This is a genomic window from Curvibacter sp. EU05-FHT14A10 (assembly GCF_058791075.1).
Window position 1 is genome coordinate 607,323 of the sequence record NZ_JBYTDE010000001.1, and the last position, 14,263, is coordinate 621,585.

8 protein-coding genes are annotated in these 14,263 nt (G+C 68.1%); 2 read left to right on the top strand and 6 right to left on the bottom strand.

The window, feature by feature from the left end:
* Positions 1 to 12 precede the first annotated feature (12 nt).
* The 6 genes from AC3WUT_RS02610 to AC3WUT_RS02635 all read right to left on the bottom strand — a co-directional run bounded on the left by AC3WUT_RS02610 (position 13) and on the right by AC3WUT_RS02635 (position 8,250).
* Positions 13 to 1,419: an amidase gene (locus AC3WUT_RS02610; protein WP_492345496.1), complete on the bottom strand. Its 1,407-nt coding sequence runs from the start codon at positions 1,417 to 1,419 to the stop codon at positions 13 to 15.
* Positions 1,420 to 1,465: 46 nt separating this feature from the next.
* Positions 1,466 to 2,953 (bottom strand): M81 family metallopeptidase, encoded by a 1,488-nt coding sequence (locus AC3WUT_RS02615; protein ID WP_492345497.1) that lies wholly within the window; start codon positions 2,951 to 2,953, stop codon positions 1,466 to 1,468.
* 27 nt (positions 2,954 to 2,980) lie between these two features.
* The gene (locus tag AC3WUT_RS02620; protein WP_492345498.1) at positions 2,981 to 4,666 is read right to left on the bottom strand and encodes a dipeptide ABC transporter ATP-binding protein; all 1,686 of its coding nucleotides are present in this window, start codon (positions 4,664 to 4,666) and stop codon (positions 2,981 to 2,983) included.
* A gap of 14 nt (positions 4,667 to 4,680) precedes the next feature.
* Positions 4,681 to 5,553 carry an ABC transporter permease gene (locus AC3WUT_RS02625; RefSeq protein ID WP_492345499.1) on the bottom strand — a complete coding sequence of 291 codons (873 nt, stop codon included), beginning with the start codon at positions 5,551 to 5,553 and terminating at the stop codon, positions 4,681 to 4,683.
* A gap of 21 nt (positions 5,554 to 5,574) precedes the next feature.
* Complete coding sequence (locus AC3WUT_RS02630) at positions 5,575 to 6,516, bottom strand: ABC transporter permease (protein WP_492345500.1); 942 nt, start codon at positions 6,514 to 6,516, stop codon at positions 5,575 to 5,577.
* Positions 6,517 to 6,624: 108 nt separating this feature from the next.
* A complete protein-coding gene (locus tag AC3WUT_RS02635; protein WP_492345501.1) occupies positions 6,625 to 8,250 on the bottom strand; it encodes an ABC transporter substrate-binding protein in 1,626 nt (541 codons plus the stop codon).
* A 239-nt stretch (positions 8,251 to 8,489) separates the two neighbouring features.
* Between AC3WUT_RS02635 and AC3WUT_RS02640 the strand changes: the two genes are divergently transcribed.
* Together AC3WUT_RS02640 and purL are read left to right on the top strand one after the other, a co-directional pair.
* Positions 8,490 to 9,899: an aminotransferase-like domain-containing protein gene (locus AC3WUT_RS02640; protein ID WP_492345502.1), complete on the top strand. Its 1,410-nt coding sequence runs from the start codon at positions 8,490 to 8,492 to the stop codon at positions 9,897 to 9,899.
* A 210-nt stretch (positions 9,900 to 10,109) separates the two neighbouring features.
* Complete coding sequence (gene purL, locus AC3WUT_RS02645; protein ID WP_492345605.1) at positions 10,110 to 14,120, top strand: phosphoribosylformylglycinamidine synthase; 4,011 nt, start codon at positions 10,110 to 10,112, stop codon at positions 14,118 to 14,120.
* Positions 14,121 to 14,263 lie beyond the last annotated feature (143 nt).

The window sequence follows — 14,263 nt, forward strand, 5'->3', positions numbered from 1 at the left end:
GCCAGCGGCGCATCAGGCCTCCGCGATGTGCGGCCAGGGCCGTTGGGCCGGGCGCATCTGTTCGAAGGCGCGGGCCATCTGCAGCACGCCCAGGTCGTCAAAGCGGCGCCCGGCGATCTGCAGGCCGATGGGCACGCCATGGCTGTCGTAGCCGCAGTTCACCGAAGCAGCGGGCTGCTCGCTCATGCTGAAAGGCAGGGTGAAGCCGATGTGATCCATGGCCTCATTGACGTTGTTGGTCGGGTACGCCCATTCGGCCGGAAAGCTGGTGTTGGGCGACACCGGCGACAGCACGTAGTCGTAGGGCTGGGTGGCGGCCACGGTGGTGGCGCGGGTCTTGAAGGTCATGCTGTAGGCCTCGAAAGCCTGCTCGCCGCTGAAGCCCAGGCCGCCTTCGGCCCACTGACGCACGATGGGCAGCACCTTGGCGCGGCGCTCGGGCGGCAGGGCCTGCACATCGACGCCCGAGCGGATGCGCCAGAAGCGGTCCACCCCGTGCAGCAGCTCGTTGCTCATCCAGGGCTGCAGGGTTTCGATCACCGCCCCGGCCTGCTCGAACAGGCGGGCCGCCGCCACCACGGCCTGCTGCACCTGGGGCGACACCGGCATGCCGCAGCCGGCCTCCAGCAACAGGCCGATGCGCAGCCCCTTGAGTTCGCGCTGCAGCGACAGCCACGGGATGTCGGACGGCGGCAGGCTCATGGGGTCGCGTGGGTCGGGGCGCGACAGCACGGCCATCATCAGGGCCGCATCGGTGACGGTGCGGGTCATGGGGCCGGCGCAGCGGCCCATGTACGGCGGGTCGATCGGCACCCGGCCCAGGCTGGGCTTGAGGCCGGCCAGCCCGCACCAGGCGGCCGGCAGGCGCACCGAGCCGCCGATGTCGGTGCCGATGTGCAGCGGGCCGTAGCCTGCGGCACCCGCCGCGCCCGCGCCGGCACTGCTGCCGCCGGGGTTCATCGCGGTGTTCCAGGGGTTGCGGGCCAGGGCATGGAAGCTCGACAGGCCTGACGAGAGCATGCCGTACTCGGGCATGGTGGTCTTGGCCACGAAGACGGCACCGGCCTCGCGCAGGCGAGCCGCGGGCGGCGCATCGGCCGCGGCGGGCACCGGCAGGCTGGCGGCGGTGCCCACCGGCACGGGCACGCCGCGGGTGGCGATGTTTTCCTTGATGGTGGCTGGCACGCCGTCGATGCAAACACCGCCCACGCTGATGGGGGTACCGGCACGCCAACGGGCTTCGGCAGCGCGCGCCATGCTCAGTGCGGCATCGGCATCAAGCGCATAGGTGGCGCACAGCACGGGCTCGCAACGCTCGATGCGCTGCAACACGGCCTGGGTCACTTCGACTGGCGACAGGCTGCCGTCACGGTAGGCCGCCACCATGGCGGAGGCGGAAAGGGCGTGGAGTTCACTCATGGGTCAGGGGTCCTGAGGTGGAGAAAATCGGGAAAGGACGGGGTACTTACATCGGGTCCAGCGGGTAGATCGGGCGGCGCACCCGTTTGAATTGCAGTGCGCCGTAGTCGGACGTGGTCACGCCCAGCCCGTCGCACTCGATCACCTCACGGGCCAGGTCGCCAAAGCCGGCGCGCCAGTGCACCCGGCTCTTGAGGATGACAAAGCGCTTTTGCAGCGGATCGACGCCGACGCTGGACAGGCAGTTCAGGTCAAACGGCTCCTGGTGCTCGGAGATCAGCACGATCTCCAGGCCGCCCACGGCCAGCACCACGGTGGGGCCCAGCCGGGTCTGCACGCCCTGGTACATGGGCCCGCGGTTGCGAAAGCGCCCGTCAAAGGCCAGCTTGACCCGACCGGTGACGCTCAAGGGCGGGCTGTCACGGCGCAGCGCCGGCATGGCGGTCTTGCCGCCCAGGCTCAGTGTGATCTCGCTGCCGATGCCGGCGGCCAGCGCCTGTTGCACGGCCTGGGGGTCCCAGATGGCATAGAAGACGGCCTCGTCCAGGCCCTGGCGCAGCACCTCGGCCAGCACCTCGGTGGTGTCCATCGAGCCGCCCGAGGCCGAGTTGTCGCAATGGTCCAGCAGCACGACCGGGCCGCCGAGGCCGATGGCGCAGGCCTGGGCCCGTGCCACGGCTTCGGCCAACGGGGTGGGGTGGAACACGAAGCCCTCGCGGGCCTCCCAGGCCTGGGTCAGCAGGGCGTCGCAATGCCCGCGGGCTGTCTCAGGCCGTGCGTCGGTGCAGACCACGGCGCTCAGGCCGGCCTGGCTGATGTCGGCGTGCGGAAAGCCCACAAACACCGAGGCGGCCAGCACCTCGCCGCCGGCCTCCAGGGCCTGGCAGCGCGCCTGTAGCGAGCGATTGGGCTCGGCGTGTGTGCCCTGGCGCATCACGTGCGGCAGCATGGGGGCCTGGCCCCACTGCATCACGGGGCGGATCTCGCCACTCAAAGTGCGCAGGATCAGTTCGGCGGCCCGCACACCGGCGGCATGGATGTCCACATGGGGGTAGGTGTGGTAGCCGGTGATCACGGTGGCGTGACGCACCATGTCGTCGTACACATTGGCGTGCATGTCCAGGGTGACGCCCACGGGGATGTCGGGGTCGATCTCGCGCAGGCGGCGCAGCAGCGTGCCTTCGGCGTCTTCCAGCGATTCGGTGACCATGGCACCGTGCAGGTCGAGCAGCACGGCATCGAAGCCGCCCCGCGCCACGCGCGACAGGATGGCCTGGCTGATGCGCTCGTAGGTGGCATCGTCGGTGGGTCGGCTGGGTTGGGCCTCGGCCGCCGTGGCAATCACCACCTCGGCGCCCACGCGCTCGGCCACGTCAATGAAGCCGCCCAGGGCCAGTCCCGTGCCTCGGTAGGCTGCCAGCAGGCTGGCCTGGTCAGCATCGGCCGGCAGAGCACGGTAGAAGCGCTCGAACGGGGTGGGCACAGGTGAAAAGGTGTTGGTCTCGTGCTTGAACTGGGCCAGCAGAAGTCGCATGGTGAGGGTCCTGTCGGGCGGAGGGATTCAGCCCCGGCGGGCCAGCTCGGCCCGGGGGGCGGCGGCCAGCAGGCGGCGGGTGTAGTCGTGGGCGGGCTGCTGGAACACCTGGGCTGTGGGGCCTTGCTCGACGATCTCGCCCTGGCTCATCACGATCACGCGGTCGCACAGTTGGGCCGCCACCCGCAGGTCGTGGGTGATGAACAGGATGCCCAGGCCCAGGTCGGCCTGGATTTCACGCAGCAGGGACAGGATCTGGGCCTGCACCGACACGTCCAGGGCCGACACGGCCTCGTCGGCCACCAGCACCTGGGGCTGGCAGGCCACGGCGCGGGCAATGGCCAGGCGCTGCCGCTGTCCGCCCGAGAACTGGTGTGGGTAGCGGTCAAGCGCGGTGCGGGGCAACTGGATGCGGTCCATCAGCTCTTCGGCGGTCTGGCGGGCCTGGCGCTCGCCCATGCCGAAATTCATCGCCCCCTCCATCAGCGACGAGCCCACGGTGCGGCGCGGGTTCAGCGAGCGGTTGGGGTCTTGAAACACCACCTGCACCCGCGATCGCAGGGGGCGCAGCCGCCCCTCGGGCAGGCCCTGCACCGGGGTCTCGCCCCACAGAATGCTGCCTTCGCTGGGGTCGATCAGGCGGATCATGCAGCGGGCAAAGGTGGATTTGCCCGAACCCGACTCGCCCACCACGCCCACGGTCTCGCCCCGATGCACGGCCACGCTGGCATCGCGCAGCGCGGTGTTGGGCTTGGCCCGGCCCAGCCAGTCACGGCGCACATAGGTCTTGCCCACGCCGGTGGCGCTGAGCAGGGCACGCCCACCGGGCAGTTCGCGCGGGGGGGGCGGGGTCATGCCGGGCACGGCGTCCAGCAGCATGCGGGTGTAGGCTTCGCGCGGTGCCTGCAGCACCTGCTCGGCCGGGCCTTGCTCGACCACGCGGCCGCGGTGCATCACCATCACCTGGTCGGCGATCTCGGCCACCACGCCCATGTCGTGGGTGATGAAGAGCACGGCCGAGCGTTGTTCCACTTGCAGCTCGGCGATCAGGCGCAGGATCTCGGCCTGGGTGGTCACGTCCAGGGCCGTGGTGGGCTCGTCGCAGATCAACAGCCGGGGCTTCAGGATGATGGCCATGGCGATCACGATGCGCTGGCGTTGGCCGCCCGAGAGCTGGTGCGGGTAGCTGTCGTAGATGCGCTTGGGGTCGGGCAGGCGCACCCGGTCAAAGATGGCCAGGATGTGGGCCTTGCGCTCGTGCGCGGGCCACTGGGTGTGGGTGCGCAGCAGCTCATCCACCTGCTCGCCGCAGCTGTGCACGGGGTTGAGCGCGGTCATGGGCTCCTGGAACACCATGCCCATGCGGGTGCCGCGCCAGGCGCGCAGGCGTGATTCGGGGGCCAGTCGGGCCTGGTCCATCAGGGTTTCGCCGGCCAGGCGGATCTGGCCCTGGGTGGCGCACAGGCCTTTGGCCAGCAGGCCCATCACCGTGGTGGCCAGCACGGATTTGCCCGAGCCCGACTCGCCGACGATGCACAGGGTCTGGCCGGCTTCGATGCGCACGTCCAGGTGCTCAATCGCAAAAGGGCGGTCGGCGTCGGCCGGCAGGGCCACCTGCAGGCCCTGCACATCGAGGATCACTTCGGCGGGCCGGGGCACCGGGGGCGGTGCCGAATCCAGGAAGACGGGGGTGGGGGAGGTCAAGGTGTTCATGGCAGGGGGCTCGCTCAGGCTCGCTTGGAGAACTTGGGGTCCAGCACGTCGCGCAGGCCGTCGCCCAGCAGGTTGATGGCCAGCACGGTGGGCACCAGGAACAGCGCCGGAAACATCACATTGCCCGGGCTCTGGGCAAACTGCACCCGCCCTTCGGCCATGATGTTGCCCCAGGTGGGCACGTCGGCCGGCAGCCCCAGGCCCAGAAAGCTCAGGATGGCCTCGGTCAGCACCGCGGAAGCCGCAATGAAGGTGCCCTGCACGATCAGCGGGGCCAGCGCATTGGGCAGGATGTCGCGCCACAGGATGGTGAGGTTGGACGAGGCCAGGGCCCGCGCCGCCTCGACAAAGGGCTCGTCACGCAGGCCCATCACCAGGGCGCGCACCAACCGGGTCACCCGTGGGATTTCGGGCACGGCAATGGCCAGGATCACGGTGGGCAGGCTGGCCCCGAGCATGGCCACCAGGGTGATCGCGACCAGCACGGCGGGGATGGCCATCATGCCGTCCACCAGGCGCATCACCACCGCATCCACGGGCCGGAAGTAGCCCGCCAGCATGCCCAGCAGGCAGCCACCGGTGATGGCGAGCACAGCGGTGCACAGCCCCACACCCAGCGAAACGCGGGTGCCGAAGAGCACGCGGCTCCAGATGTCGCGGCCAAAGTTGTCGCTGCCCATCCAGAACACATGCTGCAGGGTCTGGCCGTCGGGCAGGGTGACTTCGCCATGGGTGCCGGCAGGCACCGAGATGAAGCTGGGGTCCATGGCCGAGGGGTCGAAAGTGCCCAGCCACGGGGCCAGCACAGCCAGCAGCAGCAAGGCGGCCAACACCGCGCAGCCCAGGCGCACGGCGCTGTTGCGCCAGAGTTTTTTCCAGTTGCTCATGGGAGATCCGGGGAAGGAGGGTCAGTAACGGATGCGCGGGTCGAGGAACAGGTAGCTCAGGTCGACCAGGAGGTTGATCAGCACATAGGCCAGGGCAAAGAACAGCACCACCCCCTGCAGCACCGGAAAGTCGCGGTTCAGCACGGCGTCCACCGTGAGCTGACCCAGGCCGGGGATGGCGTACACCGTCTCGGTCACCACCACGCCGCCCAGCAGCAGGGCGGCACTGACGCCGATCACGGTGACCACCGGCACGGCGGCGTTGCGCAGCGCGTGGTGGGTCAACACGGCCAACTCGGTGATGCCCTTGGCCCGGGCGGTGCGGATGTAGTCCTCGGTGAGGGCCTCGCTGACCGCGGCCCGGGTCACCCGGGCCAGCAGGGCCACATAGGTGACCGACAGGGTCAGGCAAGGCAGGATCAGCTGGTGCAGCCAGGGCCAGAGGCCGGACTCCAGCCGCCGGTAGCCCTGCACCGGAAACCAGTGCAGTTGCAGCGCCATCACATAGATCAGCACATAGCCCACCACGAACACCGGCACCGAGAAGCCGGCCACCGAGAACGCCATGACGGCCTTGTCCAGCCAACTGCCCATGCGCCAGGCCGCCAGGGTGCCCAGGGGCAGGGCCAGCACGATGGCCAGCAGCAAGGTGCCGGCGGCCAACGACAGGGTGGGCTCCATGCGCTGGGCAATCAGCTCGACCACGGGCTTGTTCATGAAGAAAGAGTGGCCCAGGTCGCCTTGCAGCACGGCTCCGCCCCACAGGCGGAACTGCTGCCACAGCGGCTGGGTCAGGCCGAGTTGGGTGCGGATGCGGTCCAGGTCTTCGCTGGTGGCGCTGTTGCCTCCGATCACGGCGGCCGGGTCGCCCGGCGTGAGGCGCACGATCATGAAGACCGCCACGGCCACCACCAGCAACACCGGCAGGGTGGCCAGCAGTCGTTTGGCCAAAAATGAAAGCATCAGGAAATCTCCGGAAAACAGTCGCCCCGGCGCCGGCCGCGCCCCTTGCAGGCAAGGCGCAGGCCGGGCCTGTCGGGCAGGCAAGCTGGCGGGCGAGCGGGGCCCGGCTCAGGGCTTCTTGATGTTCCAGTACACCTGGGCGCCGGCCGGCACCAGGCCGGTGATGCCCTTGCGCACGGCGGCAGGTTGGCTGTACTGGCCCACGGGCACGTGGGTCACGGTCTCGAAGGCGCGCAACTGGGCGGCCTGGGCCAGCTTCTTTTTGTCGGCGTCGGTGCTGGCCTGCGAGAACTGCAGCTTGATCTTCTGCAGCTCGGGGTCGTCCTGCCAGCCGAACCAGCCCTTGTCGCCAGCGGCATTCATCATGGCCATGGTCAGCGGGTTGAGGATGTCGGAGGCGGTCCAGGAGGTCATGAAGGCGTTCCAGCCGCCCGCGCTGGGCAGGTCTTTCTTGGCGCGACGGGCGACCAGGGTCTGCCAGTCCATGGTCTGCAGGTCGACCTTGAAGCCGGCCTGCTCGAGCTGCTGCTTGGCCACCAGGGGCAGCTTGGCAATGGCACCCAGGTCGGTGGGGCGCATCAGCACCACCGGCTCACCCTTGTAACCGGCCTCGGCCAGCAAGGCCTTGGCCTTGGCCGGGTTGGCGATGCCGGTGTACTCACCGGTGGCATCGGATTCAAACGGCGTGCCGCAGGGGAACATGCTCTTGCAATAGCGTGACATGCCGGGGGCGCCCACCTGGGTCTTGAGGAAGGCTTCTTGCCCCATGGCCAGCATGGCGGCGCGGCGGATCTTCTCGTTGTTGAAGGGCGCGTGCAGAAAGTTGAAGCGGAAGATGAACTGGTTGCCTGCAGGTTGCGCATCGACCAGGGTCAGGTCAGGGTTGCTGCGCAAGGTGGCGTATTGTTCGAAAGCCGGTTGCTCCAGGATGTCGACCTCGCCGTTGATCAGGGCGTTCATCTGGGTCTGGGCATCGCGCACGATCACCCACTCGACCCGGTCGACATACACGTTCTTGCCGCCGGTGGTGCCCGAAGGGGCTTCGGCGCGGGGCTTGTAACGGGCGTTCTTCAGAAACACGACTTTTTCGCCAGGGCGGTACTCGTCGGCCTTGAAAGTGTAGGGGCCAGAGCCGATGGTCTCCTTGATCTGGGTGTCGCCCGGGGTGTCGGCCACACGCTTGGGCATGATGAACGGCACGTTGGCTGAGGGCTTGCCCAGGGCTTCGAGCACCAGGCCGAAGGGCTCCTTGAGCACCAGCGCAAAGGTCTTGGCGTCGGGGGTCTCGTAGTGGTCCAGGGCCTTGGCCAACTGGCCGCCCATCGTGTCGCGGCTGGCCCAGCGGGTCAGCGAGGCCACCACGTCTTCGCTGGTGACGGTCTTGCCGTCGTGGAACTCCAGGCCGTCGCGCAGCTTGAAAGTCCAGGTCTTGTTGTCCTTGGACACGCTCCATTTCTCGACCATCTGCGGCTTGATGCGCCCATCCAGGTCGGTGCCGAACAGGGTGTCATAGATCATGTAGCCGAAGTTGCGCGAGATGTAGGCGGTGGTCCAGATCGGGTCGAGCACCGTGACGTTCGAGTGCGGAATGATGCGCAGCGTCTTGGTGTCGGCCAGGGCACCCAGGTGGGTGCCGGCGGCGGCCAGGCCCAGCAGCAGGCCGGCGGCCCATTGGCGGCGACGGGCGCTGTTGAAGGAACGTTCGGACAAGGCTTTGTGCAGTGGCAGGGGCATGGACAGGTTCCTGTTCGGTGGCAAGGGGGACGGGCGGCGCTGGGGCCTGGGCACTCTGCGCAGGGTCGTCATCAGCGATGGGGGTATTTAGTCACGTCCGATACCAATTGACTATGTACAGTTGGGGCCATGAAGATCAGCACAGTACGCACACGAAGCGCGCCCGCACGCCCCAGCAGCAGACCTTTGGCGCACCGTTTTCAGGCACGCGCGGCTGGGCTGTACCAGGGTGCACCACGATGATCACCTTGCAGTCCGACAGCGCCACGCCGCTGGTGCGCCAGGTGTTCGAGGCGATGGCCGCCCTCATCGACAAGGGCAGCCTGCGCCCGGGCACGCGCCTGCCCTCGGTGCGAGGCCTGGCGCGCGAGCAGGGCATCAGCACCATGACCGTCACCCATGCCTACCAGCGCCTGGTGGCCGAAGCCTATGTGGAGGCCCGTCGCGGCAGCGGCTACTACGTGGCGGCGCCGGCCAAGGCGCAGCCCCGCCATCGCCCCTTTGTGGGCCGTACCCAGGTGGATTCGCTGTGGCTGATCCAGCGCGTGTTCGAAGACGACAGCGCCTTGCTCAACGCCGGATGCGGATGGTTGCCCCCGGATTGGCTGCACCTGGAGGGCGTGCGCCAGGCGCTGGCCAGCCTGGCGCGCAAGAGCCCCGCCGGGCTGGCCCATTACGGCACGGCACATGGCTACCTGCCGCTGCGGCAACAGATCCAGACCCAGTTGGCGGCCCGGGGGGTGCAGGCCAACCCGCATCAACTGGTGCTGACCCATGGCGCCACCCAGGCCCTGGCGCTGCTGGGGCGCTGCCTGCTGCGGCCGCGCGACACGGTGTTGGTCGATTCGCCGGGGGCCACCAACTTCTTTGCCGCGCTGCGGGCCATGGACCTGAGGCTGATCGGGGTGGAGCGCCGGCTGGACGGCCCCGACGTGCAGGCGCTGGCCACCCTGGCCCAGCGGCACCGGCCCAAAGCCTTTTTCACCACGACCACGTTGCACAACCCCACCGGGAGCCAATGCTCGCCCACCGTGGCGGCTCAGGTGCTGAAGTTGGCCGAGCAGCACGATTTTCATGTGGTGGAAAACGAGGTGATGGCCGGCCTGGAACCCCCCGGTTCGGTCAATCTGGCCGCCCTGGCGCCGCTGGGCCGGGTGTCTTATGTGGGCAGCTTCTCCAAGACCATCACCCCCAGCCTGCGGGTGGGCTTTGCGGCGGTGAGTGAAGACCTGGCCGAAAAACTGGTCTACCAGAAGATGCTGGGCAGTCTGACGAGCTCTGAACTGACCGAGAAGCTGGTGCACACCGTGCTGGTGGACGGGCATTACCGCAGCCATCTGGCGCGCCTGGGCGAGCGCCTCGCGCAGGCCCAGCGGCAGGTGTGTGACGGCCTTGAGGCGGCTGGCATGGTGCTGTTCACCCGCCCCCAGGGCGGGCCGTTTGTGTGGGCCGGCCTGGGACACGATGGGGTGGATGTGCAGGCCGTGGCACAGCGCGCCGTGGCCGAAGGGCTGATGCTGGCCCCCGGCAACCTGTTCCGGCCCGATCTCAAACCCACGCCGTGGCTGCGCTTCAATGTGGCCTATGCCCACGACCCCAGGCTGTACCGCTTCCTGAGCCAGGAGGTGAAGCGTGCTGTGCGCCGCTGAAGGGGCTGGCGTGCAGGCCGGGGAGGGGAAGAGGGCGCAGCGACCGCCTGATCGGGTGGGTTGGCCGCCCACACGCTAAAATGCCGGGTTTTCCACGCACCGCTCGGGTCAGGGCGGGCCGGTCCCATTCAGCGACCGGCCGTTCTGCCCCCAGCCCCTGCAGCTCCACCCAAACAGGCCGCCCAAGTGACCTCGCACCCCTCGCCCACGATGCACCACCTGCACATCAGCACCTTTGAAGGCGGCAACGCCTTGAGCGCTTTCCGGGTTCAGCAACTGCTGCCCCGGCTGCAAGTCATCCACGACCGCATCTCCGGCATCGCTGCGCGTTTTGTGCACCTGGTGGCCTCCGAACAGCAGCCCGACGCGGCCACCCGCGAGCGCCTGGCGGCCCTGCTGACCTACGGCGACCCCTACGCCGGCCCCACCGAGGGCGAACTGCTGCTGGTCAGCCCGCGTTTCGGCACTGTGTCGCCCTGGGCCTCCAAGGCCACCGACATCGCCCACAACTGCGGCCTGGCCTTGAAACGCGTCGAGCGCGTGACCGAGTACGTGATCACCCTGAAGCAGCCCTTGCTGGGCAAGGCCACGCTGAGCGATGAGCAGCGCGGGGCCGTGGCGGCGCTGCTGCACGACCGCATGACCGAATCGGTGATGTTCGAGCGGGCCCAGGCCGCCGGCCTGTTCACCGAGCTGCAGGCCCAGGCCATGGCGTACGTGGATGTGCTGGGCGGCGGCCGTGCCGCGCTGGAAACGGCCAACACCCAGTTCGGTCTGGCCCTGGCCGACGACGAGATCGACTACCTGGTGGCCGCCTTCACCGGCTTGCAACGCAACCCCACCGATGTGGAGTTGATGATGTTCGCCCAGGCGAACAGCGAGCACTGCCGGCACAAGATCTTCAACGCCCAGTTCACCATTGACGGCGTGGCGCAAGACAAAAGCATGTTCGGCATGATCCGCAACACGCACCAGTTGGCCCCGCAGCACACCGTGATTGCCTATTCGGACAACGCCTCGGTGATGGAGGGCCATGCGGTGGAGCGTTTCAATGCCGCCTCGGCCCAGGGCCAGTCGGTGGCCTATGCCAAGAGCGAAGCCACCCACCACGTGCTGATGAAGGTGGAAACCCACAACCACCCAACTGCAATTTCGCCTTTCCCGGGCGCCTCGACCGGCGCGGGCGGCGAGATCCGCGACGAAGGTGCCACCGGCCGGGGCTCCAAGCCCAAGGCCGGCATGACCGGCTTCACCGTGTCGCGCCTGGTGTTCGACGAGACGCAGAGCACCGAGTTCGGCAAGCCCGAGCACATCGCCAGCCCGCTGCAGATCATGGTGGAAGGCCCCCTGGGGGGCGCCGCCTTCAACAACGAGTTCGGCCGCCCGAACCTGGTGGGCTACTTCCGCGAATACGAGCAGACCATTGAGTCGGACGTGGACAGCATCCGCCGCGGCTACCACAAGCCCATCATGATTGCGGGCGGTCTGGGCGTGATCGACGCCGACCTGACGAAGAAGATCGAGTTCCCGGCCGGCACGCTGTTGATCCAGTTGGGCGGCCCGGGCATGCGCATCGGCATGGGCGGTGGTGCCGCCAGCTCGATGGCCACCGGCGCCAACGCGGCCGAGCTCGACTTTGACTCGGTGCAGCGCGGCAACCCCGAGATTGAACGCCGGGCGCAAGAGGTGATCAACCATTGCTGGGCTCAGGGCGCGGGCAACCCGATCCTGGCCATCCACGATGTGGGCGCTGGCGGCCTGTCGAATGCCTTCCCCGAATTGACCAACGACGCCGGCCGCGGTGCGCGCTTCGACCTGCGCAAGGTGCCGCTCGAGGAGTCGGGCCTGGCCCCCAAGGAGATCTGGAGCAACGAAAGCCAGGAGCGTTACGTGCTGGCCATCGCCCCCGAGTCGCTGGGCCAGTTCAAGGCCTTCTGCGAGCGCGAGCGTTGCCCGTTTGCGGTGGTGGGTGTCGCCACCGAGGAACGCCAGCTGGTTTTGGCGGACGAGGGCCAAGCGACCCCGGTCGATATGCCGATGAATGTGCTGCTGGGCAAGCCGCCCAAGATGCACCGCGACGTGAAGACCGTGGCGCGCCAGTTCAAGCCGGTGGACCTGACCGGCGTGAGTCTGCAGCAGGCCGCCATCGAAGTGTTGGCCCACCCGACCGTGGCCAGCAAGCGCTTTTTGATCACCATTGGCGACCGCACCGTGGGGGGCATGAGCCACCGCGACCAGATGGTGGGGCCCTGGCAGGTGCCGGTGGCCGACTGCGCGGTCACCCTGGCTGATTACAAGGGCTTTGCCGGCGAGGCCATGAGCATGGGCGAGCGCACCCCGCTGGCCGCGCTCGATGCCCCAGCCTCGGGCCGCATGGCGGTGGCCGAGGCCATCACCAACCTGCTGGCCGCGCCCATCGAGCTGCCCCGCGTGAAACTGTCGGCCAACTGGATGGCCGCGTGTGGCGAGACCGGTGAAGATGCCGCCCTGTACGAAACCGTGAAGGCCGTGGGCATGGATCTGTGCCCGGCCCTGGGCATTTCGATCCCGGTGGGCAAGGACAGCCTGTCCATGCGCACGCAGTGGAAGGACGAATCGGGCCAAGCCAAAAAGGTGACCTCGCCGGTCAGCCTGATCGTGAGCGCCTTCGCCAGCCTGGCTGACGTGCGTGGCACGCTGACGCCGCAGCTCGATGCCAGCGTGGACGACAGCACCCTGGTGCTGATCGATCTGGGCAAAGGCCAAAACCGCATGGGCGGCTCGATTCTGGCCCAGGTGCTGAACCAGGTGGGTGATTCGGTGCCCGATGTGGACGATGCGCAAGACCTGAAGAACCTGGTCAATGCGGTCAACGCCTTGCGTGCCCAGGGCAAGATCCTGGCCTACCACGATCGCAGCGATGGCGGCCTGTTCGCCAGCGTCTGCGAAATGGCCTTTGCCGGCCATGTGGGCGTGGCCCTGAACGTGGACATGCTGGTCACCGAAGGCGACGGCATCAGTGACAGCCGTGCCGAGTACGGCGACAGCAAGAACTGGGCGCAGCAAGTCAGTGCCCGCCGTGAAGAGCTCACCCTGAAGGCCTTGTTCAGTGAGGAACTGGGCGTGGTGCTGCAGGTGCGCACCACCGAGCGCAACGAGGTCATGCAGACCCTGCGCGAGCATGGTTTGAGCAAGCACAGCCACTTCATCGGCAAGACCCGCCCCGCCGGTGCCGCACTGGACGTGGGCAAGGGTGAGATCCAGGTCTGGCGCGACACCAAGAACGTGTTCAGTGCCAGCCTGTCGGACCTGCACCAGGTCTGGGATGCGGTGAGCTGGAAGATCTGCCAGCGCCGTGACAACCCGGCCTGTGCCGACGCAGAACATGCCGCCGCCGGCGCGCCCAGCGACCCGGGCGCCCACGTCAGCCTGAGCTTTGACCCGGCCGACAACGTGGCAGCCCCGTTCCTGAACCTGAGCCGGCCCAAGGTGGCCATCCTGCGCGAGCAGGGCGTGAACTCGCACGTCGAAATGGCCTATGCCTTCACCGAGGCCGGCTTCGAGGCTTACGACGTGCACATGACCGACCTGCAAAGTGGCCGCGCCCAGTTGAGCGACTTCAAGGGCGTGGTGGCCTGCGGCGGCTTCAGCTACGGCGACACCCTGGGGGCCGGCATCGGCTGGGCCCGCTCGATCACCTTCAACCCGGTGCTGGCCGAGCAGTTCAAGGGTTTCTTCGGCCGCAGCGACACCTTCGGCCTGGGCGTGTGCAACGGCTGCCAGATGTTTGCCGAACTGGCCGACATCATCCCGGGCGCCGAGGCCTGGCCGCGCTTCACCACCAACCAGAGCGAGCGCTTTGAGGCCCGCCTGTCCATGGTGGAGGTGCTGGAATCGCCCAGCCTGTTCCTGCAAGGCATGGGCGGCAGCCGCCTGCCGATCGCGGTGGCGCACGGCGAGGGCTATGCCAACTTCAAGTACCGGGGCAAGCCGGCCGAGGCGATCGCGGCCATGCGCTTTGTGGACCACTTTGGTGCGGCCACCGAGGCCTATCCCTTCAACCCCAATGGCAGCCCGCAAGGCCTGACCGCCGTGACCACGGCCGACGGCCGCTTCACGGCCATGATGCCGCACCCCGAGCGCGTGTTCCGCAATGTGCAGATGAGCTGGACTTCGGGCGACAAATCCGAGTTCAGCCCCTGGATGCGCATTTGGCGCAACGCCCGCAAGTGGGTGGGTTGAGGTCAATCCGCGGGGCGGTTTGAGCCCCGAGGCCTGCGCCTCAGTGCCCTGTCTTGCCAGCCCGGCTGACGATACCGTCAGACCGGGCTTTTTCATGGCCAGAGACAAATTTGACCAGCATCAATGGACTGAAAAACGAAGCG

Coding starts and splice junctions, on each gene's coding strand:
- AC3WUT_RS02635 (WP_492345501.1), bottom strand. CDS start 8,250: ATGCCCCTGCCACTGCACAAAGCCTTGTCCGAACGTTCCTTCAACAGC.
- AC3WUT_RS02620 (WP_492345498.1), bottom strand. CDS start 4,666: ATGAACACCTTGACCTCCCCCACCCCCGTCTTCCTGGATTCGGCACCG.
- purL (WP_492345605.1), top strand. CDS start 10,110: ATGCACCACCTGCACATCAGCACCTTTGAAGGCGGCAACGCCTTGAGC.
- AC3WUT_RS02610 (WP_492345496.1), bottom strand. CDS start 1,419: ATGAGTGAACTCCACGCCCTTTCCGCCTCCGCCATGGTGGCGGCCTAC.
- AC3WUT_RS02630 (WP_492345500.1), bottom strand. CDS start 6,516: ATGCTTTCATTTTTGGCCAAACGACTGCTGGCCACCCTGCCGGTGTTG.
- AC3WUT_RS02615 (WP_492345497.1), bottom strand. CDS start 2,953: ATGCGACTTCTGCTGGCCCAGTTCAAGCACGAGACCAACACCTTTTCA.
- AC3WUT_RS02625 (WP_492345499.1), bottom strand. CDS start 5,553: ATGAGCAACTGGAAAAAACTCTGGCGCAACAGCGCCGTGCGCCTGGGC.
- AC3WUT_RS02640 (WP_492345502.1), top strand. CDS start 8,490: ATGATCACCTTGCAGTCCGACAGCGCCACGCCGCTGGTGCGCCAGGTG.